Annotated in this window: 22 protein-coding genes; 10 read left to right on the forward strand and 12 right to left on the reverse strand. The window is 64.8% G+C overall.

Going from position 1 to position 24,777, the window contains the following annotated elements; all coding sequences use genetic code 11:
* Window positions 1-47 precede the first annotated feature (47 nt).
* Window positions 48-1,418, reverse strand: coding sequence for a tRNA (guanosine(46)-N7)-methyltransferase TrmB (trmB, locus tag OIU93_RS12360; protein WP_372342921.1), 1,371 nt, complete (start codon window positions 1,416-1,418; stop codon window positions 48-50).
* An 82-nt stretch (window positions 1,419-1,500) separates the two neighbouring features.
* Here trmB and OIU93_RS12365 point away from each other — a divergent pair, with 82 nt between their 5' ends.
* The 4 genes from OIU93_RS12365 to clpB all read left to right on the forward strand — a co-directional run bounded on the left by OIU93_RS12365 (window position 1,501) and on the right by clpB (window position 6,207).
* Window positions 1,501-1,908 (forward strand): YccF domain-containing protein, encoded by a 408-nt coding sequence (locus OIU93_RS12365; RefSeq protein ID WP_264270385.1) that lies wholly within the window; start codon window positions 1,501-1,503, stop codon window positions 1,906-1,908.
* Window positions 1,909-2,054: 146 nt separating this feature from the next.
* Entirely contained in the window at window positions 2,055-2,522 is a 468-nt protein-coding gene (locus OIU93_RS12370; RefSeq protein ID WP_264270386.1) for a VOC family protein, read from the forward strand.
* A 377-nt stretch (window positions 2,523-2,899) separates the two neighbouring features.
* Complete coding sequence (locus OIU93_RS12375; protein WP_264270387.1) at window positions 2,900-3,451, forward strand: YceI family protein; 552 nt, start codon at window positions 2,900-2,902, stop codon at window positions 3,449-3,451.
* Window positions 3,452-3,615: 164 nt separating this feature from the next.
* Window positions 3,616-6,207 (forward strand): ATP-dependent chaperone ClpB, encoded by a 2,592-nt coding sequence (gene clpB / locus OIU93_RS12380; RefSeq protein WP_264270388.1) that lies wholly within the window; start codon window positions 3,616-3,618, stop codon window positions 6,205-6,207.
* Window positions 6,208-6,287: 80 nt separating this feature from the next.
* On the opposite strand, the gene OIU93_RS12385 is transcribed toward clpB, so the two are convergent.
* A complete protein-coding gene (locus tag OIU93_RS12385) occupies window positions 6,288-6,764 on the reverse strand; it encodes a septum formation family protein (protein ID WP_264270389.1) in 477 nt (158 codons plus the stop codon).
* A gap of 314 nt (window positions 6,765-7,078) precedes the next feature.
* On the opposite strand from OIU93_RS12385, the gene OIU93_RS12390 reads away from it, so the two are divergent.
* Together OIU93_RS12390 and OIU93_RS12395 are read left to right on the forward strand one after the other, a co-directional pair.
* The gene (locus OIU93_RS12390; RefSeq protein ID WP_264270390.1) at window positions 7,079-7,306 is read left to right on the forward strand and encodes a DUF3073 domain-containing protein; all 228 of its coding nucleotides are present in this window, start codon (window positions 7,079-7,081) and stop codon (window positions 7,304-7,306) included.
* A gap of 143 nt (window positions 7,307-7,449) precedes the next feature.
* Complete coding sequence (locus OIU93_RS12395) at window positions 7,450-8,403, forward strand: Sir2 family NAD-dependent protein deacetylase (protein WP_264270391.1); 954 nt, start codon at window positions 7,450-7,452, stop codon at window positions 8,401-8,403.
* Between the two features lie 104 nt (window positions 8,404-8,507).
* On the opposite strand, the gene purM is transcribed toward OIU93_RS12395, so the two are convergent.
* The 6 genes from purM to OIU93_RS12425 form a co-directional block, all read right to left on the reverse strand.
* The gene (gene purM, locus OIU93_RS12400) at window positions 8,508-9,650 is read right to left on the reverse strand and encodes a phosphoribosylformylglycinamidine cyclo-ligase (protein WP_264270392.1); all 1,143 of its coding nucleotides are present in this window, start codon (window positions 9,648-9,650) and stop codon (window positions 8,508-8,510) included.
* Between the two features lie 19 nt (window positions 9,651-9,669).
* On the reverse strand, window positions 9,670-11,220 hold the full coding sequence (purF, locus tag OIU93_RS12405; RefSeq protein ID WP_264270393.1) for an amidophosphoribosyltransferase: 1,551 nt from the start codon (window positions 11,218-11,220) through the stop codon (window positions 9,670-9,672).
* A 62-nt stretch (window positions 11,221-11,282) separates the two neighbouring features.
* Window positions 11,283-11,609: a hypothetical protein gene (locus tag OIU93_RS12410; RefSeq protein ID WP_264270394.1), complete on the reverse strand. Its 327-nt coding sequence runs from the start codon at window positions 11,607-11,609 to the stop codon at window positions 11,283-11,285.
* 13 nt (window positions 11,610-11,622) lie between these two features.
* Window positions 11,623-11,997, reverse strand: a complete 375-nt coding sequence (locus tag OIU93_RS12415; protein ID WP_264270395.1) for a sterol carrier family protein — start codon at window positions 11,995-11,997, stop codon at window positions 11,623-11,625.
* A 6-nt stretch (window positions 11,998-12,003) separates the two neighbouring features.
* Complete coding sequence (locus OIU93_RS12420; protein ID WP_264270396.1) at window positions 12,004-13,011, reverse strand: asparaginase; 1,008 nt, start codon at window positions 13,009-13,011, stop codon at window positions 12,004-12,006.
* Window positions 13,012-13,016: 5 nt separating this feature from the next.
* Complete coding sequence (locus tag OIU93_RS12425; RefSeq protein ID WP_264270397.1) at window positions 13,017-13,637, reverse strand: bifunctional 2-polyprenyl-6-hydroxyphenol methylase/3-demethylubiquinol 3-O-methyltransferase UbiG; 621 nt, start codon at window positions 13,635-13,637, stop codon at window positions 13,017-13,019.
* Window positions 13,638-13,795: 158 nt separating this feature from the next.
* Here OIU93_RS12425 and purD point away from each other — a divergent pair, with 158 nt between their 5' ends.
* On the forward strand, window positions 13,796-15,082 hold the full coding sequence (gene purD / locus OIU93_RS12430) for a phosphoribosylamine--glycine ligase (protein ID WP_264270398.1): 1,287 nt from the start codon (window positions 13,796-13,798) through the stop codon (window positions 15,080-15,082).
* A complete protein-coding gene (locus OIU93_RS12435; RefSeq protein WP_264270399.1) occupies window positions 15,083-15,988 on the forward strand; it encodes a phosphoribosylaminoimidazolesuccinocarboxamide synthase in 906 nt (301 codons plus the stop codon).
* A gap of 102 nt (window positions 15,989-16,090) precedes the next feature.
* On the opposite strand, the gene OIU93_RS12440 is transcribed toward OIU93_RS12435, so the two are convergent.
* The 4 genes from OIU93_RS12440 to OIU93_RS12455 all read right to left on the reverse strand — a co-directional run bounded on the left by OIU93_RS12440 (window position 16,091) and on the right by OIU93_RS12455 (window position 23,103).
* The gene (locus tag OIU93_RS12440) at window positions 16,091-17,899 is read right to left on the reverse strand and encodes an ABC transporter ATP-binding protein (RefSeq protein ID WP_264270400.1); all 1,809 of its coding nucleotides are present in this window, start codon (window positions 17,897-17,899) and stop codon (window positions 16,091-16,093) included.
* The gene (locus OIU93_RS12445) at window positions 17,896-19,728 is read right to left on the reverse strand and encodes an ABC transporter ATP-binding protein (protein WP_372342922.1); all 1,833 of its coding nucleotides are present in this window, start codon (window positions 19,726-19,728) and stop codon (window positions 17,896-17,898) included. Before OIU93_RS12445 ends, OIU93_RS12440 begins: the two co-directional genes overlap by 4 nt.
* Before the next feature lie 89 nt (window positions 19,729-19,817).
* Window positions 19,818-20,783, reverse strand: coding sequence for a metallophosphoesterase (locus OIU93_RS12450; protein ID WP_264270401.1), 966 nt, complete (start codon window positions 20,781-20,783; stop codon window positions 19,818-19,820).
* Complete coding sequence (locus OIU93_RS12455) at window positions 20,776-23,103, reverse strand: transglycosylase domain-containing protein (protein WP_264270402.1); 2,328 nt, start codon at window positions 23,101-23,103, stop codon at window positions 20,776-20,778. The genes OIU93_RS12450 and OIU93_RS12455 overlap by 8 nt, the downstream gene beginning before the upstream one ends.
* A gap of 213 nt (window positions 23,104-23,316) precedes the next feature.
* On the opposite strand from OIU93_RS12455, the gene OIU93_RS12460 reads away from it, so the two are divergent.
* Entirely contained in the window at window positions 23,317-23,793 is a 477-nt protein-coding gene (locus OIU93_RS12460; protein WP_264270403.1) for a RidA family protein, read from the forward strand.
* A 22-nt stretch (window positions 23,794-23,815) separates the two neighbouring features.
* Window positions 23,816-24,766 (forward strand): NUDIX hydrolase, encoded by a 951-nt coding sequence (locus OIU93_RS12465; RefSeq protein WP_264270404.1) that lies wholly within the window; start codon window positions 23,816-23,818, stop codon window positions 24,764-24,766.
* Window positions 24,767-24,777: the final 11 nt, after the last annotated feature.

Here is a 24,777-nt window from a genome sequence, read left to right on the forward strand (position 1 = left end):
GGCGGTGCAGGGCCCAAACCCCGCACCGCCCCGGCATGGCGCTGGTCCTAAAGATCCTTGCGGTATGCCAGGTCGAAGATTAGCCGACCGGCCTTCAACGCCTTGCCCTCGAAGCTGGTCAGCGTGCGGCCCTCAAAGCGCGGGGCCCAGCCACCGCGCCCATCCGTGAAGCCGGGATCCCGGTCCTCGTTTTCCAGGCCGAGGCGGCGGACCCTGGTGAGGTTGCTGTCTTCGCCGGACAACTCGCCCGGGTGGAGGTTGGTGAATGCAGGGGCAGCGTCGAAGACATCCCGTATCTGCTCGGCATAGTTGGACCAGTCGGTCGCAAGACGGACAACGCCTCCGGGAATCAGGACACGTTCGAGCTTCTGGACGAAGGTGTCCTTGATGAGTCGGCGCTTGTGGTGGCGGATCTTGTGCCACGGATCGGAGAAGAACACCCAGATCTCGTCGGCCGAGGTTGCCGGGAGCATGGAGTCCAGGACCTCCGGGGCGTTGGCCTGCACCGCACGCACGTTTGTCAGTTCGTTGTTTTCCACCCGGACCATGAGCGCAGCCAGTCCGGGCCGGTAGACCTCCACTGCCAGGAAGTCCTTGTCGCGGTTCTCGCTGGCGGCAAATGCCATTGCCTCGCCCAGACCCGAACCGATCTCGACAATGAGCGGTGCCGTACGGCCGTAGAGGGCCTGCTGGTCGAATTCGTAGCCTTCGGCCACAGACGTGTCGGCCTGGTTGCGGGGTGGCTCGATGATGTACTTTTGCGCAGTGCGTTCCCAGGCATCGGCGCGGCGCCCGTGCAAGCGGCTGCCGCGGCGGACAAACGACACTGGTTCGGTTTGGTAAAAGCTGAGGTCGTCGACGGCGCGGCCGCTGACCGGCGCCTTGCGTTCTGGGGGAATGCTCATGTAGTTAAGGGTAGCGAACTTCAGTGTCCCACTTTCCCGGACTTCCACTGGCCGGGCTTCTCCCGCCGCGGCGCGGGCGTAGGTCTCACCGGCACCAAGCCCCGCGGGGCCCATGAGCTCGGTGATGGCGACAAAGGCGTACTCCTTGGAGCGCAAACCGGAAAGGATCCTCGGTACGGCGGCAGTGTTGCGGTGTTTCCAGCCAAACGTGTCGACATCCAAAGAGACCCCGGGGGCGCCCGCGGGCCTGTCGCTGATGGAATGGCACGCACCGCAAGGCGGGCGCAGCAACGTCGCGGATGGGACGACGGCCTGGAAGATCATGTCATTGGTGCGGTCAATCTCACGTCGGATCCGGGACGAGGACAACCAGGTATGAGGGCGATGGTTCCAAGGGGTCGAACACCTGCCCGGTCTTGGATCCGTGCCCATAGTCAACACAGGCGGCATCCAACAATCTCCTACGCGTGGCCCGTGATTATCGAATACCCAGGGGGCTTCCTTCCGGATCATTGGAAAGCGTCACCGAACAATGGGGGATGGCTCAGGGTGTTACCCCATGGTGTGCCCCGGCCTCCAGGGAGAGACTTGAATCATGCGAAACACTCTTTCCGTGATCCTGAATATCATCTGGCTCGTTTTCGGCGGCATCTGGCTGGCGCTGGGCTACGTCCTGGCCGGGATCATTTGCTGCCTGCTCATCGTGACGATTCCCTTTGGCATCGCGTCCTTCCGCATTGCCCTGTATGCGCTGTGGCCCTTCGGGCGCACCGTGGTGGACCGTGGCCAAGTAGGTGCATTTTCAACCATTGGAAATGTCATCTGGGTGTTGGTGGCCGGCATCTGGATCGCCATCGGGCACGTCGTGACCGCGATCCCCATGTTCGTGAGCATCGTCGGCATTCCGCTCGGTCTCGCGAATCTGAAGATGATCCCGATTTCCCTTATGCCCCTGGGCAAGGAAATCGTTCCGAGCGCCCGATACATGCCGATGTCCCGCTGAGACCCGCGATCGCCGTATGGCGGCGGAGCGGAGTATCAAACTTCAACGACGGATATCGGCGCCGCCCCTTGTATCTCGAAGAAGCGATTTCTAGTCTGTGGTTGTGAGAAGCAACGCCAATTGTCGACTGGATGAGGCCAAGACCGATGAAAGACCTGATTAACTGCCTGTGGTTCGATGGACAAGGGCTGGAAGCAGCCCGGTTCTACACCGGCATTTTCCCGAATTCCCGGATCGTTTCACAACTCGACATGGATACGCAGGGGAATCCGGTGAACGAGCCGCTGACAGTCGAATTCAATCTCGATGGACGCCCCTTCGTTGCACTAAACGGTGGCCCGCTCTTCAAGTTCAACGAAGCCATTTCCTTCCAAATCATGTGCGAGGACCAGAGCGAGGTCGACTACTTCTGGGACAAGCTCACCGACGGTGGGGAAGAAAGCCAGTGTGGTTGGCTCAAGGACCGCTTTGGCATGTCTTGGCAGGTCGTCCCGGTTCGCATGGTCGAGTTGCTCAGCGACCCGGATCCGGAGGTCGCCCGAAGGGTGGTCGAAGCGTTCATGCCCATGAGGAAACTTGATATCGCGGTTCTGGAGGCCGCTGCCAAGGGATAAGTGGACGGCTGACCTTTCAGGTGCCTCTGCGCGTGGGCCGGGTGCAGAGGAGGCGCTCCTCTGCGTGATCGCGACCGTGGGCCCAGAGGCACGGTCGTCTTGAACAGGTCCGCGTTTTATCCGGCACGGGCACCTTGCCCTGGGCATGCCGACGCACTTCCTGCCCTGTCCGCGTTTTCTGCGGCGGACCGGTGGCTTCCGAGCGAAGGGCATGGCCGGTCCCCACCGGATAGCGCGACTCCGGCCGTGCCCTTCGGAAGTCTCGTGGATCCCGGCAAAAAGTAGCGGGAAACCGGAGACGTTCGTCCATTGCGTTGGTAATGTGAGCAGCAGTCGGGGGGGGACTAACTCTGCTGCACCGCAACCAAGGGGGAACAATGACCCAGCTCGATCCAGCCTACGCGGGGACGTGGCGATTCGATCCAGGCCACACTCGTATCGGATTCAACGCCCGCCACGCGATGGTGACGAAGGTGCGGGGTGCCTTTAACGAAGTCGAGGGAACCATTCATGTCGACGTGGAGGATGTCGGTAAAAGTACGGTCGAGATGTCGGTGAAGGTGGCCAGTGTCGACACGCGCAACGCAGACCGCGACAAGCACCTGCGGACCAACGACTTCTTCGATGCTCCGAAATACCCCAAAATCGTCTTCCGGTCCACGCGCATCGACCAAGTGGATGAGAACAGCTTCATCGTCAACGGCGAACTGACCATCAAGGACACCACGCGCGAGATTGCCGTCCCCATGGAATTCACCGGCGTTGAGACCGACCCGTTCGGCAACCTCCGTGCGGGCTTTGAGGGCAGCCGCCGCATTGACCGCCGCGAGTACGGCGTGAGTTGGAACAAGGCGCTCGATTCAGGGGGCGTCCTGGTATCCGAACGAGTGCTGCTTGAGTTCGAGGTCTCGGCGATCAAGGAAGTCTAGGGCGGGACGGTGCGCGAGCGTGCCGGCCTTCGCATGACCGAACGTCGGCAACCCCTTGGGGGTCGCCGACGTTTCGGCGTTTGGGCAGGAATATTCTTCAGTTGTCCATAGTTGAGTGATGTAGACTCAAGTTTGAGTGATCAACCAACAACGAAGGGATGAGTATGGACACGAAGTTGACGACCAAGAGCCAGGAAGCCCTTTCCGCTTCGGGAATGAACGCCTCCACGGCGGGAAACCCGCAGGTGGAGCCCGCGCACCTGCTCAAGGCGCTTGTCGACCAGCGCGAATCGGTGGCCGTGGCAATGCTGAAGGCCGCCGGGATCGACCCGGACCAGGTTTCGGTCCAGGCCAGTGCCGCCATCAAGGCCTTGCCCACTTCATCCGGGAACAGCGTGGCCCAGGCCCAGTACTCGCGCGGCATCCTGCAAGCCATCACCGCCGCCCAGCAGGCCGCGGCGGGCATGGGTGACGCATACGTCTCCACCGAGCATCTGATGCTGGGCCTGAGCGAAGACACCGGCGCCGCCGGCAAGGCCCTGCGCGAGTCCGGGGCCACGCGGAAGGCCCTTGCCAGCGCCCTGCCCTCGATCCGCGGCGACCGCAAGGTCAACAACCCCGATCCCGAAAACACCTTCCAGGCACTGGAAAAGTTCGGCACCGACATGACGGCCATTGCCCGTTCGGGCAAGCTTGATCCGGTGATCGGGCGCGACACCGAGATCCGCCGCCTCGTGCAGGTTCTTTCGCGTCGCACCAAGAACAACCCGGTGCTCATCGGGGATCCCGGGGTGGGCAAGACCGCAGTGGTCGAAGGCCTGGCCCAGCGCATGGTTGCCGGGGACGTTCCCGAATCGCTGCGCGGCAAGACGCTGATTTCCCTGGACCTCGGCGCCATGGTTGCCGGGGCGAAATACCGCGGCGAATTCGAGGAACGCCTCAAGGCCGTCCTCGAAGAGATCAAGGCCTCCGACGGGCAGATCGTCACGTTCATCGACGAGATCCACACTGTCGTGGGTGCAGGAGCATCCGAGGGTGCCATGGATGCCGGCAACATGCTCAAGCCCATGCTGGCCCGCGGCGAGTTGCGCCTGATTGGCGCCACAACGCTCGACGAGTATCGCCAGAACATCGAGAAGGACCCGGCACTCGAACGCCGCTTCGCGCAGGTGTACGTGGGGGAGCCGAGCGTCAATGACACCATTGCCATCCTGCGCGGGCTCAAACAGCGCTACGAGGCGCACCACAAGGTCACAATCGCCGACTCGGCGCTAGTGGCCGCGGCGAGCCTCTCCGACCGCTACATCGCCGGGCGCCAGCTTCCGGACAAGGCCATCGACCTGGTCGACGAGGCGGCCAGCCGGCTGCGCATGGAAATCGACTCGTATCCCGAGGAAATCGACCAGCTGCGTCGGTCGGTGGACCGCCTGACCATGGAGGAGCTGGCCCTCAAGGATGAAACCGATCCCGGATCCCGCGAACGGCTCGAGGCGTTGCGCGCCGACATGGCGGACAAGAAGGAAGAGCTCGATGCGCTCAACGCGCGCTGGGAATCGGAGAAGGCAGGCCTGAACCGGGTCGGCGACCTCAAGGTGCGCCTGGACGATCTGCGTTCGCGTGCCGAGAAACTGCAGCGCGAGGGCGACCTGGAGGGCGCCTCGCGGCTGCTCTACGGGGAGATCCCGGCGCTGGAAAAGGACATGGACGATGCTGCACGCGCGGAAGCCTCCGGCGGCGACCAGGAATTGATGGTGGCCGATGAGGTCACCGCCGACGACATTGCCGAGGTCATCTCCGCGTGGACGGGCATCCCGGCGGGTCGCATGCTGCAGGGCGAAAGCCAGAAGCTGCTGCACATGGAGGATTTCCTTGGCCACCGGCTGATCGGACAGCAGAAGGCTGTCGTCTCGGTGTCCGACGCGGTGCGCCGGGCCCGGGCCGGGATCTCCGACCCTGACCGCCCGACAGGTTCGTTCCTGTTCCTTGGCCCCACGGGCGTGGGCAAGACCGAATTGGCCAAGGCCCTGGCCGACTTCCTTTTCGACGATGAACGCGCCATGGTTCGCATCGACATGAGCGAGTATTCGGAGAAGCACGCGGTCGCACGGCTTGTCGGCGCCCCTCCGGGCTACGTCGGCTATGAGGAAGGCGGCCAGCTCACCGAGGCTGTGCGCCGGCGGCCCTACTCGGTGGTGCTGCTCGACGAGGTCGAGAAGGCCCACCCCGAGGCCTTCGACATCCTGCTGCAGGTCCTGGACGACGGGCGTCTCACCGACGGGCAGGGACGCACGGTCGATTTCCGCAATGTCATCCTGATCATGACCTCGAACCTCGGTTCGCAGTTCATGGTCGACCAGACGTTGCCCGAGGACACCAAGCGGGAGGCCGTGATGAATCTGGTGAACTCTTCGTTCAAGCCCGAGTTCCTGAACCGGCTGGATGACGTGATCATGTTCGACCCGCTCTCGCTGGAGGAGCTGGGTTCGATTGTGGCCCTGCAGGTCGACACTCTGGCCCGGCGTCTCGCCGGACGCCGCCTGCAGCTAGAGGTGGACGACCAAGCCCGTGACTGGCTGGCCCTGACCGGCTTCGATCCCGCCTTCGGCGCCCGGCCACTGCGTCGGCTCGTGCAGCGCGAAATCGGGGACAGGCTGGCTCGCGAATTGCTGGCCGGAAGCATCCAGGACGGCGACACCGTCGTGGTCGGCGTCAATGAGTCCGCAGATGGGCTCGTCGTCTCCTCGCGCCGAGGATAACGGCCGACCGCATCACGCCGGTGCCCGGGGGTGGTTGTTGCCACTCCCGGGCGCCGGCGAGACTTTTCAGGCCCGGGGGATCAGGTGTTCAGGGCGGAGGTTTCGGCCGGAAGCATGGAGACCCGCACGGTTCCCTCGTTCAGGGCCAAGAAACAGGCAACCGCTCTGTCGCCGGTCTGCCATGTTGCTTCGGAGGGGCGGGAGAAATGATAGGACCAGCCGGTGTCCAGGGGGCTGGTCGGATCCAAGGGGACGGATTTACAAAGCTCCTCGGATTGCGCAAGGATTGCCTCGGGTCCGGGGAATGCATCCCCTTCGATCGTGAAGGTCCCGATGAGTTGTGCGTTGTGGGCGGTCTCGCAGGTGACGACGGTTGAAGGTTCGAGCGGGCCGGTAAATCCCTGAAGGCAATCTCCGTCCCGGAATTGATCCGCAGGGACGTCGGATGCGATGATCCCGTCGAGGCCCGGAGATGCGTTTCGCGTCACTTCCGTGATCGGTTCCGGGGCGTCTTCCTGGCCGAAAAACCTGTCGGCTCCGTAGATCACAATCAACATGATTCCCAGTGCGCCGAGCAACGCCCAAAGAGCCGGGGCACGCCACCAAGAACGCGTCTGTGACTTGGCACTTAGAGCAGGAAGCGCGGCTCTCGGCTCTGGCTGTGGCGGATCAGGCAAGCAAGCTCCCGGGCGGTTGGCAGTCGACTTGGTGGACAAAATAATACTCTACCGGCGGAACGGAGGTTCCGGGCAGGCACTCGCCGCCGAATCATGTTAACCTTGAAATACGAAAGAATTAGTCACATATTCTGGGGCCTCCACCTGACACGGGTGGACCACCTCCAGATCTACTGAAAAAAGGGGGTCACGCCATGGGGCGCGGCCGTCAGAAGGCAAAAGCGACACGACAGGCCAGGGACATGAAATATTTCTCCCCGGCCACTGATTTGTCCGCCTTGGAACGCGAGCTTGGAAAGAATCGTGGTCACAGTACCTCGACACCAAGCCCTGTCGACGTACCTTACGAATCCAATTATTCGGATTACGAAGACAAGTACGCAGACGATGACGACGAGGACGACCAACGGCGCATCAGCTGATGCGCCGACTCCCTGAAGTGACCGTCGGAAAATAGGCGGTTATGGTTTTTCCAGTACGTGAAAACGGCAGCCGTGGCCACCGCGCAGTAACTGCGTCGGTGACCGCGGCCTTTGCCATGCCCGGGGAACCGAGGTAGTCGAACATGCTTCATGAGGGTCGGCTCGGGATCCAGATGGCGCACCGTGCAGCCATTCGTTCGATCGAACGCGTGGTTGGCGAGAATGCCCCGTTGCAGGATGCGGCCATTGCCGCCGCCGGCATCCGCAGGATGCTGGAGGCAGGGTCCGTGCTGGTGCTCACCGGCGCCGGGGTGTCCACCGATTCGGGAATCCCCGACTACAGGGGGCCGAAGGGCTCGCTGCTGCGCCACCGGCCCATGACCTACCAGGAGTTCCTGCACGAGCCCAGCGCCCGGCACCGGTATTGGGCCCGCAGCTTCGTGGGTTGGCGGCACATGGCCCAGGCGGCGCCGAACTCCATCCACCGCAGCTTGGCCCAGTGGGAAGCAACGGGAAAAATCAGCGGCATCGTCACGCAAAACGTCGACGGGCTACATGTGGCCGCGGGTTCCCTGAACGTCATCCCCCTTCACGGTGACCTGCAACAGATCAGTTGCCTGAACTGCGGAGCACTGGAGAACCGGGAGAACCTCGATGTCAGGCTGCACGAGGCGAATCCCGGCTACCTGGAGCGCATCGACCTGGATCCCTCGCTGGTGAATCCCGACGGCGACGTGACCCTCGACGAGGCCCATGTGGCCGAGTTCCACATGATTGGTTGCCTGGTGTGCGGATCGAAGAAGTTGAAGCCCAATGTGGTCTACTTCGGCGAGAACGTCCCGCCCGAGCGCAAGGTTCGGCTCAAGGAACTCGAGGCCCAATCGGCTTCCCTGCTGGTCATCGGCTCCTCGCTTGCCGTCATGAGCGGTTACAAGCTGCTGCTGGACGCCCGCAGCTCCGGCAAACCGGTCGGCCTGATCAACGGCGGTCCCACCCGCGGCGACTCCAAGGCCGACTACAGGTGGCGCAGCAACATCGCCGAGGCCATTGCCGTTCTGGAATCATCTGGCGACGGGGCCGTGCGCCGGCCCATGTAGCCGTGGCCCATGCCTTTGAGCCTCGTGTCCGGCCCGGGCGGTTAATCAGTTGAGGGACCGTGCCCAATGGGCGCGGTCCCTCAACTGGTCAAGGCTCCTGGCAGTTAGCCGGCGAAGTTGCCGCGCATGAGCACGGCACCGCCGTCAACGCCCTTGGCGCCCTGGACGTAGTCCTGACCTGCGGTCTTGGCTTCCTCGGTCACCGCGCCAACGGTGCCCATCACCCACGAGTTCATGCCGCGGGCGTTCAGGCGGGCCAGTGCCGCGTCGGCGATCTCGGCATCGACGATGGCAACCATGCCGACACCCAGGTTGAGCGTGCGCTCCAGGTCCGGCTGCGGCACGGAACCGAGCTCGGCCATGACCTTGAAGACGGCCGGCAGTGCCCAGCTGGAGCGTTCCACGGTGGCCATCAGGCCCTGCGGCAGCACTCGGGCCAGGTTGGCGGCCAGGCCGCCGCCGGTGACGTGGCTGAAGCCGTGCACCTTGATGGCGCCGTCGACGTTGAACGCGCGGACCAAATCCAGGCAGTCCATGGTGTAGATGCGGGTCGGTTCCAGCAGTTCCTCGCCCAGGGTGCGGCCGAATTCCGGCACGTGGCGATCCAGGGCCCAGCCTGCGTGTGCGACGATGCTGCGCACCAGCGAGTAGCCGTTGGAGTGGATGCCGGAGGCCGACATGCCGATGATGACATCGCCGTCCTTGACGCGTTCCGGGCCGAGCAGGCCGTCGGCCTCGACGATGCCGGTGGCGGCACCGGCGACATCGTATTCGTGCTCGCCCAGCAGGCCCGGGTGCTCGGCGGTTTCGCCGCCGACCAGAGCGGTGCCGGCAATCTGGCAACCCTCGGCGATGCCGCGGACGATGTCGGCGATGCGCTCGGGCACGACCTTGCCGCAGGCAATGTAGTCGGTCATGAACAGCGGTTCGGCACCCACGACGACGATGTCATCGACGACCATGCCGACCAGGTCGTGGCCGATGGTGTGGTGGATGTCCATGGCCTGGGCAATGGCGACCTTGGTGCCGACGCCGTCGGTGGAGGTGGCCAGCAGCGGCTTCTTGTAGGAAAGGAACTTCGAGGCGTCGTAGAGGCCTGCGAAGCCCCCCACCCCGCCCAGGACGTTGGCGTTGTGGGTGGCCTTGATGGCGCCCTTCATCAATTCAACGGCGCGATCACCGGCCTCGACATCGACACCGGCCGAAGCATAGGTGATTCCGGAATTCTCAGGGGTGGCACTTGTCATCTCTGAAACTGTCCTTTGCTTAGTTGCGCGGTGTTTTGTCTGCGGCGGTGAGTGCCGACTCGAATTCGGCATCCGGGCCCGGCTCACATCCCGCCTGGTTGCTTCGTTCAAGCAGGTTCTTGCCGATGCGGTCCGAACCCGGCAATGCGATCGGGTAGTCCCCGGTGAAGCATGCGGTGCACAGGCGTTCGCGCTTCTGGAGGGTGGCGTCGATCATGCCGTCCTCGGAAATGTAGGCGAGCGAGTCGGCCCCGATGGACTGGCTGATCTCGTCCACTGCAGCGCCGTTGGCAATGAGCTCGGCGCGGGTGGCGAAGTCGATGCCGTAGAAGCAGGGCCACTTGATGGGCGGGGAGGAGATCTTCACATGGATCTCCGCGGCGCCGGCCTCGCGCAGCATGCGCACCACGGCGCGCTGGGTGTTGCCACGGACGATCGAGTCATCGACGACGACAACGCGCTTGCCCTTGATAACGGGCTCCAGGGCGTTGAGCTTGAGCTTGATGCCGAGCTGGCGCAGCGTCTGCGACGGCTGGATGAAGGTTCGTCCCACGTAGGCGTTCTTCACGAAGCCGTGGGCGAAGGGGATGCCCGACTGCTCGGCGTAGCCGATGGCGGCAGGGGTGCCGGATTCGGGAACGGGGATGACGATGTCGGCCTCGGCGGCGTTTTCGCGGGCCAGCTGGCGGCCCATTTCCACGCGGGACTCGTAAACCGAACGGCCGTTGATCGAGGCATCCGGGCGGGCAAGGTACACGTACTCGAAGACGCAGGCGGCCGGAGTGGCGGCGCCGAAACGCTGAGAGCGCACCCCTTCCGCGTCGATGGCGATGAACTCGCCGGGTTCGATTTCGCGGATGAAGCTTGCACCCACGGTGGCCAAGGCTGCCTGTTCGGAGGCCACTACCCATCCGCGCTCGAGACGGCCGAGCACCAGCGGACGTACGCCGTAGGTGTCGCGTGCGGCGTAGAGGGTGTGCTCGTCCATGAAGACGAAGCAGAAGGCGCCGCTGAGCTTGGGCAGCAGGCGCAGCGCCGACTCTTCCAGGGTTTCGCCGTTGGAGCCGTTGAGCAGTGCCGTCACCAGTGCGGTGTCGGTGGTGTTGCCCTGGGCGATTTCGCCGCGGACCTTTTCCTCGGACTCTGCATGGAGGTCGTTGACCATTTCCATGAGCTCGGCCGAGTTGGTCAGGTTGCCGTTGTGCGCCAGCGCCACGGTGCCCGCAGCGGTGGGGCCGAGCGTCGGCTGGGCGTTGGCCCAGTGGCTTGCCCCGGTTGTGGAGTAGCGGCAGTGGCCAATGGCCAGGTGCCCGGGCATGGAATTGAGGGTGTTCTCGTCGAACACCTGGGAGACCAGACCCATGTCCTTGTAGACATTGATCCGCTGTCCGTCACTCGTGGCCAATCCGGCCGATTCCTGCCCGCGATGCTGAAGCGCATACAGACCGTAATAGGTCAGTTTCGCCACTTCTTCGCCGGGAGCCCAAACACCGAAGACACCGCATTCATCCTGCGGGCCCTTCTCGTTGGGCAAAAGATCATGATTTAGGTTTCCGTCACCACGCGCCATAGGAATTATTCTCTCACGAGCAAGGGGCACGATGGGGCGTGAAGTCACCCACAGGGACGGTTCTAGCGGTGTTCTGGATCACCCATCGGCACGGCAAGCGCGCGACGTGCCTTCTTGCGTGTGATGCGATCCACAACCAGGAATACGATGCTGGCGAGCAGGACGCCGAAGAAGGCAAAGCCGACGGACAGGAATCCTGCCACGGAGGCGCGCGTGAAGTTCGCCGATTCCTCGCCGGTGTACGCGGACACGAGGGCAACGACGACGCCCACCAGGGCGCCAATGCCCACGAACGGCCAGAACCTTGGCGCCGCGTAGACCTCCACCTCGACCTGGGTGCCTGGCTCGTCGGCGGGGGTGGGATTGGTGGGGTTCTGGCTGGATTCCATACCCTCTAGGGTACTAAACCAGGGGCAGTTCGGCGGACAGGTCGGCGCGCAACCCGGAGGCGGAGACCTTTCCGGTGGCCAGCGCCGCGTCCCAGCCGATCCTGCCGGAGGCCAGCGCCAGCCAGAGCTGGGCGGGAAGCTCGATGACGTTCGGGGGAGTGCCGCGGGTGTGCCGCGGACCCGCGATGCATTGGGTCACCCCGAACGGCGGAACGCGCACCTCCACGGAGTTGCCCTCGGCGCGGCTGGCCAGTTCCTCCAGCGTGTAGCGCACGGCCAGGGCTATGACCGGGCGGGGCAGCGCCGCGGCTTCCGCCTCTTCGGTCTCGATCCACCGGCCGAGGGCACGGGCCCCCTCTGCCGGATCAATGCGTCGCTTGATGGCCACTGGATATCAGGAATCCAGCAAGTCCATGACCGGGGTTGCCAGGCGCACCGAACCCACGGGGGCATCCCCGCCGAGCACCGGACGGGTCAGCTTGGCCAGGGTGTCGGCCAGTTGGCCGGTGGTAATGGCGCCGGCGTTGGCCAGCAGCGTCAGGCCCAGCAGGTCGGTTCCACGGCCCGATCCGTCCTGCATCTTCACGGCCACGGCCGTTCCGTTGGGGGCTGCGAGCATCAACACGCCCTCGGCGCCGAGCTTGGCGATGACCCCCAGGTCCTCCATCACCAGGGAGTTGGGCAGGCCATGTCCCTGGACCGCCCACGGGTAGTCCAGCATTGCCGTGGCAATGGTTGCCGCCCGCGCCTCGGCATGCTTGTTCCCCGGGGCCTGGGCCAGCTTGGAAGCGGCCCGGGCAAGTCCGGCCAGGGAGATGACCGGTACCGGCGCCCCGCATCCGTCCACGCCCAGGTGGGAGATTTTCTCCCCGGCATAATCCTCGATGACCTCGATCACCCTTTGCTGCAGGGGATGGTCCGCGGAGAGATAGGTCTTGGTGTCCCAGCCGTTTTCCGTGCAGGCCCACAGGAATGCCGCGTGCTTGCCCGAGCAGTTGAACGACAGCGCCGACTTCTGAAGTCCCGCCCGCAACCGTTCGGCGCGTGTTTCGGGGTCTGCCGGCCAGGCGGCGGGGCACAGCAGGTCGGATTCGTCCAGGCCGGCCTTGGCCAGCATGGATTCAACGACGTCGGTGTGTTCAGTGCTCCCCACGTGGCTGGCGCAGGCCAGGGCCACCTGGGCGCCGCGCAGCGGAACCCCGCACTGCATGGAGGCAAGGGCCTGGAAGGGCTTGAGGGCGGAGCGCGGGTACACCAGGGTGTTCGGGTTTCCCAGCGCGGTGAGCACCTCGCCCGCGGCATCAACGACCACCGCGGAACCGCGGTGGCGGGATTCAACGAAGCCGTTGCGCTCGAGCACCACTAGGTCGACGGTTTCGGAGGCAATCAGCGTTTCGGGCATGTGACCTAGTTTACGGTCTGCGTGCTCTCCATCAGTGCAACGACGAAGTCCGAGTCGGGGCGCAGCGGACGCATGTCCCAGGTGGAAAAGCTGGAAGCGATCCGCAGGCCGGCCGCTGCCACGTCGGCCTCGAACGTTCCGAAGGCGTAGTCCTTGAGCAGGGAGAAGCCCACGACCAGTCGGCCGCGGGGCGCCAGATGCGCGGCCAGCGACGACAGTACGGCGCCGGCGGTGCCCGGTGCCACGAAGGCCAGGACGTTTCCGGGGGAGACGACCACGTCGAAGGTTTCGCGGGTCCCGGAGGCATCCCGCAGGTCCAGCGATGCCAGGTTACCGGGCAGCCACCGGGAGCCGGGGAAATCGCGTTGGGCGGCGGCCAGGAGCTCCTCGTCCAGGTCCACTCCGGTGACCCGGTGTCCGCGAGCGGCAAGCGCCCCGCCCACCCGCCCGGTCCCGCAGCCGGCATCGAGCACGCGCGCGTCCCGCGGGAGCAACGCATCAACGAACCTCGCCTCGCCGTCGAGGTCTGCGCCGGATTCGCGCAGTTGAGCAAAGCGGTCGATGTAGTTCTTGGCCTGCTTCGGATCTTGGCGGGCCTGCTGCTGCCACAAGGTTTCCTTCTCCATGTACACGAGCATAGGCGCAGCCACCGCTTGCCTGCGGGGTCGGGATCGGGCGCACCGCCCGGGGAGGACGGTGGACCCGGTGCGAAGTTGGCGCAAATGCGTCGGTCCCGCGACCCGGGTGGGCACTGAGGGGACCGGAGCCGGTAGGCTTAAGCCTCGTGAAGGTACTGGTTATTGGCCCCGGCGGCCGCGAACATGCACTGATCCGCGCTTTGGCTTCGGATCCCTACGTCACCGACCTGCATTGCGCACCCGGCAATGCCGGGATATCGCGTGACGTCACCACCCACCAAATCGATGCCCAGGATCCCGCGGCAGTGGTGGCACTTGCCCGCGAACTGGGCTCGGATCTGGTGGTGGTTGGTCCCGAGGCGCCACTGGCGGCAGGTGTTGCCGACGCACTGATCTCCGCGAACATCCCCGTCTTTGGCCCCACGCAAGCGGCTGCCCAGCTGGAGGCCTCCAAGGCCTTCGCCAAGACGGTCATGGCCGAGGCAGGCGTGCCCACCGCCATGGCCAAGGTCGCCACCAACTCCGAGGAAGCGGCCGAGGCGCTCGATGCCTTCGGCGCCCCCTATGTGGTCAAAGACGATGGACTGGCAGCAGGCAAGGGCGTCGTGGTCACCAACGACCGCGCAGAGGCCCTGGCCCACGCAGAGGCCTGCTTCGCCGCGGGCGGCACCGTGGTCATCGAGGAATTCCTTGACGGCCCGGAGGTCTCCCTCTTTGTCATCTGCGACGGCACCCATGCTGTCCCGCTGGCACCCGCCCAGGACTTCAAGCGCATCTTTGATGGCGACGAGGGACCGAACACCGGCGGCATGGGCGCGTACTCGCCGCTGCCCTGGCTGCCCGCCGGCTTCGTCGACGAGGTCATGGACCGCGTCGCCTACCCGACGCTGCGCGACATGGCCTCCCGCGGCACCCCCTTCACCGGTGTGCTGTACTGCGGCCTGGCCCTCACCGGCCGCGGCATCCGCGTCATTGAATTCAACGCACGCTTCGGCGACCCCGAGACCCAGGCAGTGCTGGCACGCCTGAAGACCCCGCTGGGCGGACTGCTGATGGCAGCGGCCAAGGGCGAACTCGATGACGCCGAGTTGCTGCACTGGCGCCCCGAGACCGCCGTCGGAGTGGTCCTGGCAGCCGAAAACTATCCAGATGCCCCCGTCAAGGGAGCGGCGATCCAGGGGATTGAAGCGGCAGAGGCCATCGAGGACGTCTCGGTGCTGCACGCCGGAACCACCCGCAACGAATCAGGCGAGGTCGTCGTCGACGGCGGCCGCGTGCTGGCAGTCGTGGGCCTGGGGGCCGACCTGCACGCCGCGCGCGACAAGGCCTACGAAGGCGTCGCTGCCATCTCCTGGGACGGTGCCCAGCACCGCACCGACATTGCGCTGAAGGCCGCCAACGGCCAGATCAGCGTCTCGGAAGGAACACACTAGATGTCAGGCCTGCAAACCGAAACCCTGGACCTGCCGGGGTGGACCCACCACTACTCGGGCAAGGTCCGCGACCTCTACATTCCGGCCGATTCCTCCTTCGAGGAAACCGACCGCGTCCTGGTGGTTGCCAGCGACAGGATCAGCGCCTTTGACTACGTGCTGGAATCCGAGATCCCGGACAAGGGCAAGGTGCTGACCCAGTTGAGCCTGTGGTGGTTCGACAAGCTGGCCGGAATCCCCAACCACGTCATCTCCACCGACGTGCCGGACGCCGTTGCCGGCCGGGCCATGGTCTGCAAGAAGCTGGACATGTTCCCGATCGAGTGCATCGCCCGCGGCTACCTGACCGGCTCCGGGCTGGCCGAATACAAGGACCGCCAGACGGTCTGCGCGCTTCCGCTGAAGGCCGGCATGGTCGATGGCTCCAAGCTGGAACCTGCCATCTTCACCCCCTCGGCCAAGGCCGAGGTCGGCGAGCACGACGAAAACATCACCTTCGAGGAAACCGCTGCCCGCATCGGCGGCCAGCAGGCCGCCGACCTGCGCGACGCCACCTTGGCCTTGTACACCCGCGCCGAGGAAATTGCCCGCACCCGCGGCATCATCCTGGCCGACACCAAGGTCGAGTTCGGGATCGATCCCGCCAACGGCGAGATCACCCTGGGCGATGAGGTGCTGACCCCGGACTCCTCGCGCTTCTGGGACGCGGAGACCTACTCCCCGGGGCAGGCGCAGCCGTCCTTCGACAAGCAGTTCGTCCGCGACTGGCTCACCTCCGAGGCCTCCGGCTGGGACAAGAACTCCGGCGAGGAACCCCCGGCGCTGCCGGCGGAGATCATCGAGCGTACCCGTGCGCGCTACATCGATGCCTACGAGCGGCTGACGGGACTGACCTTCAGCGCCTGATCCGCGCCACCGACAAAGGCCCTGGCCCCCCATCCGTGCAGGACGGGGGGGCCAGGGCCTTTGTCGTGTCCGGGACCCTCAGGGGGCGCGGCAGGGGCGGGATCAGACCAGCGAGTCGAGCCAGGCCTTGTGCAGCGCGGCAAAGCGGCCTTCGGCGCCGATGAGCTCGGCCGGGGTGCCGTCCTCGACGATTCGTCCGTCGTGGACCACCAACACCCGGTCGGCGATCTGCACCGTGGAGAGCCGGTGCGCGATGATCAGCGCGGTCCGGTTGCCCAGCAGGGTCTGTAGCCCGCGCTGCACGGCGCGTTCGGAGGGGATGTCCAGCGAGCTGGTCGCCTCATCGAGGATCAGCACCGCCGGGTCCGCCAGGAACGCCCGGGCGAAGGAGATCAGCTGGCGCTGGCCGGAGGAGACGCGACCGCCGCGCTTGTTCACGTCGGTGTCGTAGCCCTCGGGCAGGGCCGTGATGAATTCGTGGGCGCCCACGGCGCGGGCGGCCAGGATGATCTCCTCGATGCTGGCGCCGGGCTTGCCCAGGGAGATGTTCTCGGCCACGGTCCCGGAGAAGAGGAAGGCCTCCTGGGTCACCATCACCACATGCCGGCGCAGGTCGTTGTTGGCGATCCGCTCGATCGGCACCCCATCAAGGGTCAGCGACCCGGAGCGCAGGTCGTAGAACCTGGCGATCAGCTTGGCCAAGGTGGACTTGCCGGCGCCTGTCTGCCCGACCACGGCAACGGTCTGCCCCGCCGGGATGGCCAGGTCGAACCTGTCCATGACGACGGGGCCGTCCCCGTACCCGAAGACCGCGTCCTTGAATGCCACGGCACCTGCAACCTGTTCCAGCGGCTGCGGCTTGGCGGGTTCCACCACGGTGGGTTCCTCCTCGAGCAGTCCGGAGACCTTTTCCAGCGCCGCGGTTGCCGATTGCAGCGACTGGTAGAACATCGCGATGTTTTCCACCGGCTGGAACACCCGCTTGGTGGCCAGCAGCAGGGCCACCAGCACGCCCACCCCCAGCTCGCCGTCAAGGATGCGGAACCCGCCCCAGGCCAGCACCGCCGCCACCGACAGGTTGCCGATGAGCACCAGCGAGGGCTGGAGCACGCCGAAGAGGTTGATGGAGCGGATCGAGTTGTCCCGGTATTGGCCGGCGACCTGCGCGTAGGCGGCGTCGTTGGCTCGTTCCTTGCGGAAGGCTTTCACGGCGCGAATGCCGGTCATGGTTTCCACGAAGCTGCCGATGACCCGGGCCGAGACCACCCGGGATTCGCGGTAGACCAGTTCCGAGCGTTTCTGGTACCAGCCAAAGAGCAGCCAGATGGGCAGGGCGGCGATGACGACCACGAGCCCCGAGCGCCAGTCGAGGACGAAGATGGATACCAGGGTGAAGGTCACGAAGACGGCGGCCGAGGCGAGTTCGGAAATGCCCTGGTCCAGCAGTTCGCGCAGCGTCTCCAGATCCGAGGTCTGCCTGGAGATGATGCGCCCGGAGGTGTATTTTTCGTGGAACTCCAGGCTCAGGCGCTGGGTGTGCCGAAAGACGCGCAGGCGCAGATCCAGCAGCATGGCCTGGGAGATCTTCGCGGTGCACAGGATGTACCAGCCCAGCAGCGTGCCGGCGGCGATGGCCGAGAGCACGTAGGCGCCGCCGGTGATGCCCAGGGGCGCCCAGTTGCCGGCGGCGACCTGCGGCAGGCCCCAGTCGATGGCCCAGGCGATGATCAGCGGGAAAGCGACGCGGGCGGCGTTGGAGATGACCACGAGCACCACGGTGAGCGCCAGCATGCGCTTTTGTGTCCTGGCCAGGGTGGCCAGCAGCCTCCAGGAGCGAGCGCGCACTCGCTTGCGTTCGTCCTTGGACAGGGTGATGGCGTCCTCGTTGGCGACACCGATGTTCTGGCTCATGCTAGCGGACCGCCTTCAAGGGGAATGATGTCGGATTCCTCGTCCACGAGGCTGGCAATGACGAAGCGGTAGTGCTCGTTGCGTGCCAGCAGTTCCGAGTGCGTGCCCACGTCGTCGATGAGCCCGTCCCTCAGCAGCGCAACCTTGTCGGCCAAGGCCACGGTGGATGGCCGGTGGGCCACGATCAGCGTGGTGGTCCCGGCCAGGGTGGTGCGCAGCCGCTGTGTCACCGCTTCCTCGGTGCGTACGTCCAGGGCCGAGAGCGGGTCGTCGAGCACCAGCACGCGCGGCCTGGCCGCTATGGCCCGGGCCAGGGCGATGCGCTGGCGCTGGCCTCCGGAAAGGGACAGGCCTTCTTCGCCGATGACGGTGTCCAGGCCTTGGGGCAGCGTGCGGGCGAAGCCGGCCTGGGCGGTGTCGATGGCATCCTCCAGCAGCGCGTCCAGTTCCGGTCCGTCGAGCCCGGTGGCTCCCAACAGCACGTTGTCCCGGATCGAGGAGGAAAACAGGATGGTGTCCTCGAAGGCGACCGCCACGTCGCGGCGCAGTTCGACCAGGTCCCGATCGCGCACGTCGACGCCGTCGATGAGGACCTGGCCACCGGTGGCTTCGTAGAGCCGGGGAACGAGCTGGAGCAGCGTGGACTTTCCGGTGCCGGTCATCCCGACCAGTGCCATGGTCTCCCCGGGGGCCACGTGCAGATTGACGCCGCGCAGCACCGGTGCGGCGGTGGCCGGGGTGTCGGGGAAGCGGAAGAGGACGTTGCGCAACTCAAGTTCCCCGCGCGGGTCCGTAGGGGAAACGGGCGAGTCGGGGGAGGTGATGGTGTTGTTGGTGTCCATGACCTCGAAGTGGCGGTCCAAGGCGGTCTTGGTCGTGAGGGTCATGCCCATGAGCATGCCCATGTGTTCAACCGGCCCGGCCAGCACCGTGGCGGTGGCGAAGAAGGCAACCAGCGCCCCGACGCTCAGTTCGCCCTGCGCGGTGAGCCACAGCCCCGCCACCAGGCCCAGGCCCAGCGTGGTTTCGGGGATGGCCACCACGTAGAGGATGAAGCTGGCCAGGGTCCTGGCCTTGGAAACCTCGGTGTCGCGAAGCTGCTCGGCCCGGGTGTTGAACCCGTCGTACATGTGGCGGCCTCGGCCAAAGGCCTTGATGACGCGGATGCCGTGGACCGATTCCTCCACGGCCGTGGCCAGGTCCCCGGCCTGGTCCTGGCTCAGCCGGCTGGCGGCCCGGTAGTTGTTGCGGAAGTGGAACGCCTTGATGGAGATGGGAATGGCCCCGGCCAGGTAGATGGTGCCCAACACCCAGCTGGAACTGAACATCAGGGTCAGCCCGGCGATCACGGTGACGGTGGAAACCACAAGCATCATCGCGCCGAAGGCGAGCCACCGGCGCAGCAGGCTCAGGTCGCCCATGGACCTGGAGAGCAACTGGCCGGAGCCCCAGCGCTCGTGGAAGGCCACGGGAAGCTGCTGGAGGTGGCCGTACAGGCGCACCCTCATCTGGGTTTCCAGGCGGGCCGCGGGGGTGATCACGAATTGCCGGCGCAGGAACACCAGCAGTGCCTCGAGGGCGCCGAGGGCAGCCACCAGGCCCACGGCCAGCCAAACCTCTGAACCCCTTCCTTCCGGGTGCAGCACATTGTTCACCAGCCATGCCAGGACCTGGGGAATGGTCAGGGCGACGACGCCGGCCAACAGCGCGCACAGGAACCCGAAAAACAGCCGGGGGAGGATGGGCTTGACGAAGGGAATGAGCCGGGCAAAGGTCCTGCCCAGCGTGGGCGTGCCCGCCGCGGGGGCGTGTCCTTGTTGTACTGCCACCGGTGTCCGACCTCTATCCCCGCGCATGGTTGTGCTTCTGCGAATACCCTACAGTGTGGGGTTGGGATTCATCAATCGGATGGGTCGGGCTACCCCTGTGCCGTCAACGTGAGCAGGATGGCCTCCGGCGGGCAGGCGATCCGCACCGGGGCGAAGCGCGAGGTCCCGATGCCGGCGGACACGTTCAGCGGCGTGCTCTTGCCGGCGAAGTCCCATTGCGTCAGCCCGCTGGCCCGCCAGGTCGGCAGATCACAATTCGTCACCAGGGCGCCGTAGCCCGGGATGCAGACCTGGCCCCCATGGGTGTGCCCGGCCAGGATCAGGTCGGTGCCGGCGGCAGTGAACCTGTCCAGGACGCGCTGGTACGGCGCATGGGCCAGCGCGATGCGAAGGTGCGGTGCCGAGCCGGAGGTGGCGGAACCGGCCGGCCACCCGGCAAAGCGGTCCAGGTCCAGGTGCGGATCGTCCACGCCCGTGAAATCCAGGCGGGTCCCGTTCACTGCCATGGAATGGTTCCGGTTGGTCAGGTTGACCCAGCCGGCGGTACCGAAGGCGCGGTGCATTTCCTGCCAGGGCAATTGGTACTTGGGGGAGTTCCGCGGCGTGTCCGAGCGCTTGGCGAGATAGCGGAACGGATTCTTTGGCCGTGGCCCGAAGTAGCAATTTGACCCGGGTACGAAGGCCCCGGGGAAGGCCATCAGCGGGTCCAACGCCTCCAGCAAGGCGTCCAGGCCTTCAAGGTGTCCCAGATTGTCGCCGGTGTTGATCACGAGGTCTGGTTTCAGATCCGCCAGGGACTGCAGCCAGCGGCGCTTGAGCTCCTGGCCCGGCACCATGTGGATGTCCGATAGGTGGAGCATCCGGATCGGCAAGGAACCAGGGGGCAGCAGTGCCAGGGTCTCCTCACGGATGCCGAAGCGCGCGGTCTGGCCCAATCCGTATCCGAAAAGGATGCCGGCGCCGGCGGTTGCCGCACCAGCCGCCAAAGCGGCCCCACGCACAGTGCGTGAGACCGCTTCGGCCAGCGATGATGAAGTCGCGAGGGAACTAGTCATCTTCGGTCTTCTTGGGAGGGTTGGGCGTGTTTCCGCTGTTTCCCTTGGGCTTGGGGGTTGCGGTCGCCTTCGGGGCTTCCGATTCCTTGGGCTCCTTGGTTTCCTTTGAATCCGAGGTTTCGGAGCTTGCCGAATCCGCTGTGTCATCGTCGTCGGCTTCCACCTTCTTCGGGGCCGGAGGCTTGGGCGCGGACTTGGCCTTGCCGAAGGATTCGGTCGGGTAGAGATCGCCGACCTTCTTCATGTAGTTGGTCCACAGCGGGGAAGCCCAGGTTCCGGAGTCGACCCAGCGACGGGCGATGCCGTCGATCACCTTGTTCTTGGTCTCCAGGTTCTGTTGCTTGTCGTAACGGCCGACCCATGCGGCGGAGGCCATGCCGGTGGTGTAACCCACGAACCAGGTCGAGTTGGCCTTGTTGTTCGTACCGGTCTTGCCGGAGATCGGGTAGTCGATGGCGCCCTTGGTGACCTTTTGTTTGGCAATCTTTGTCATGGTGCCGTTCATATCGGCGACGACCTGGGGGCTGACTGCCTGCTCGCAAGTGACCGGCTTGACCTTGTATGCGGTGCCTTTGGCATCGGTGACCGAGGTCAGGGCACGGTTGTCGCAGAACTCGCCGTTATTGGCAAAGGTCGCAAACGCGGTGGCCTGGGCCAGCGGGGTGATGCGGGCAGAACCAATCACGAAGGCCGGGTTGGCCGGAGATATCGGCTGTCCCAGGGTTGATTTTTTACCCGTGGCCGGATCGATGTCGTTGTCGTAGTCGATCAGGCCCAGGCGTTCGGTGCCCTCGGCAATGTCGCAGAGGTCAAGTTTGGAGGCCTCGGCCACGGTGGCGGAGTTCACGGAGTTGAACAGGCCATAGTCAACCGTCATGGACGAGGGATAGCCGCTCACCGCGTTGGCTGGATCCCAGCCGCCGCCAACGGTGGTGTATCCGCGCGGTAGGCATGAGGCCTTCCAACGGAATGAAGCCGGGTAGTTCTTCTTATTGGGTGCGCTGATCCGGTCCCACATGTTGCGACCCGATTCGAGCCAGGCCATCGTGGTGTAGGGCTTCATCGTTGAACCACCCTGGAAGCCGCCGGCCCCGCCCAGTGCTTTCTCGACGGCAAAGTTGATGGTGGTGTTCGGGCCGGTGTTTTTGTCCGTTGGGACGTAGTCCTTGTTCTGGCCCATGGCCAGGATGTTGCCGGTGCCCGGTTCGACCGTCACGATGGCCGCGCCGATGTTCGACTTGTCGTCGGCAGGGATCATGGCCCTGGACTGCTTCGCCGCTTCCTTCTGCAGGCGCGGGTCCAACGTCGTCTTGATGGTCAGGCCACCGCGGTACAGCAGGTTTTCGCGATCCTTGCGGGTCTTGCCGTAAGCCTCATCGGTGGTGATGAGCCTCGTGACGTAGTCACAGAAGTAGGCGGAATCCTCGGCGGCGATGCAACCGGACTTGACCTCTTTCGGCTTGACGCCCAGCTTGGACTTCACTGCCTTGTCGTATTCGTTCTTGTCGATGGCACCGGTGCGCAGCATGGCAGCCAGCACGGTGTTTCGACGCTTGAGGCTACGTTCCGGGTACTTCTCCGGGTTGTAGGCGTTGGGCAGCTGGACCATTCCGGCGAGCATCGCGGACTGCTGCAGGTTCAGGTCCTTGGCGTCCACCGAGTAGAAACGCTGGGCTGCGGCCTGGATGCCGTAGTTGCGGCCGGAGAACAGCACAAGGTTCAGGTAACCCTCGAGGATTTCGTCCTTGGTCATTTCCTTTTCGATGGAAATGGCCAGCTTGGCTTCGCGTGCCTTGTCGGCGATGTCCTTGGAGCCGGAGATCGTCATCTCGGAGCGGTCCACGCCGTTGACGACGTCGGCGTTCACCAGCAGGTTGTTGACGTACTGCTGGGTCAGGGTCGAGGCGCCCTGCTGCGACGAGGAAGTGAAGTTGTTCACCGCGGCGCGGGCGATGCCGCGGACATCGATGCCGTTGTGCTCGTAGAAGCGCTCGTCCTCGATGGAGATGATGGCACTCTGCATGACCTTGGAAATGTTCTTGAGCTTTACCGGCTGCCGGTTTTCCGAGTAGAACGTCGCAATCGTGGAACCGTCCTTGGCCAGGATCTTCGAGGGCTGCGCGATGGGCTCGCCCTTGAAACTGGCCGGGAGGGCATCAAAGATTTCGGTTCCGGCGTTCGCACTGCTGCCGGCAAGGGACGCAATGGGGACCATGAGCCCTGCCGCAAGGACGCCACTTAAGGCGCTCACCCCAAAGAAGGCAACGATCTTGCCGAGGGTGGTAGCCGTATCAAAAAACGGGGACTTTTTAGCTGCCATACCTACTAGTTTACAAGGACGCGCTAACGTATCGGTTATGACCAAATGGGAGTACGCCACTTTGCCACTTATTATTCACGCCACGAAGCAGATCCTGGATCAGTGGGGAGACGACGGTTGGGAGCTAGTTGCCGTCGTTCCCGGACCCAATGGAAATGCACCGGTCGCTTACCTTAAGCGTCCCAAGGCCTAACGACAGAAACGAGAAAACCCATGCAACAAGAGACTTCTTCAGCCATCGAGGCACGCCTGGCCGAACTCGGCCACAGCCTCCCCGCAGTCGTCGCACCCGTGGCCGCCTACGTACCGGCCACCATCACCGGCAACCTGGTTTACACCTCGGGTCAACTGCCGTTTATTAACGGGGAACTCACAGTCACGGGCAAGGTCGGCGCGGCTGTTTCCGCCGAAGCCGCAGCGGGCCAGGCCCAGGCCTGTGCACTGAATGCCCTGGCAGCCATCAAGGATGTCATCGGCGACCTGGACCGCATTGTCCGCGTGGTCAAGGTCGTGGGCTTCGTGGCCTCCGATCCGTCCTTCACCGGCCAGCCCGCAGTCATCAATGGGGCCTCCGAATTCCTCGGGGCCGCTCTTGGCGACAAGGGCGTGCACGCCCGCTCGGCCGTCGGTGTTGCGGCACTGCCGCTGGACGCACCTGTCGAGGTTGAACTGATTGTCGAGTTTGCGTAACCAATCCGATTCCGGCGGCCCCGTGAACGAGAATTCCCTGGCGACACCACGGAATCCGTCCACGGGGCTGCTGCGCCGTCTTTGCGACCTTCCGCCAGCGCAGTATGACGCTGCGGAAAACTGGGTTTCCTACGGAAACCGCACACCCCGGGCGACCCGCCCTGCATCATCGGTGGTGCTGATTCGCGACTCCCCAAAAGGTGTTGAAACTTACCTTGGATATCGTCCGGGCGGTTCGCCGCTCGGGAGTGTCGCCTTCCCCGGCGGAAGCCTTGAAGACGACGACGAACGCGAAATTCCCTGGTACGGACCCAGCCTGTCCGAGTGGTCCAAGCGGCTGGGCATCCTTGACCAGCGAGTGGTCAGGGCACATATCGTGTGCGCCATCCGGGAACTTTTCGAGGAAACGGGCGTGCTGCTGGCCGGGACCGACGAGTTGTCCGTGGTGGAAAACTGCGACAGTGAAGACTGGATGGCCGTGCGCGAGGCCGTTGCCGTCCAGGACAAGTCCCTGGAGGATGTGCTCAGGAAGCGCGGGCTGGGCCTGCGCACCGACCTTCTGCGACCGCTTTCGCACTGGATCTCCCCAAACTTTGCTTTGCGGCGCTTCGACACACGGTACTTTGCCGCGGCACTCCCGGTTCGCCAGGAACCGTCGCTCCTGCGCGGCAAGGGCATATGGGCCGCCTGGAAGGTGGCTGCGGAGGTCGTCGAACAACGCAACACCACGTCCCTGGGCGATGAGGTCGGCGCCCCGGACACCAAGGGCCTGTCTCTGAGCAAGATCACGACCCCCGCAGTCGAAGTCATTCTGGAAAAGATCGCTTCCACCCGCGGGACCGTCGCCTATCTTTCTGTTCGCCGTGAACTGAAAAGCTACCATCCCGAACTTGTCCAGGTGGGCGGGGAATTCTACTTGGACGTCACCACCGCGACCGCCGCGGAGGGCGGCGGGCTGGGACGCGGTCGCTGACGTCGAACCGC

It is taken from the genome of Paeniglutamicibacter sp. ZC-3 (genome assembly GCF_025847175.2).
Classification (GTDB): Bacteria; Actinomycetota; Actinomycetes; order Actinomycetales; family Micrococcaceae; genus Paeniglutamicibacter; species Paeniglutamicibacter sulfureus.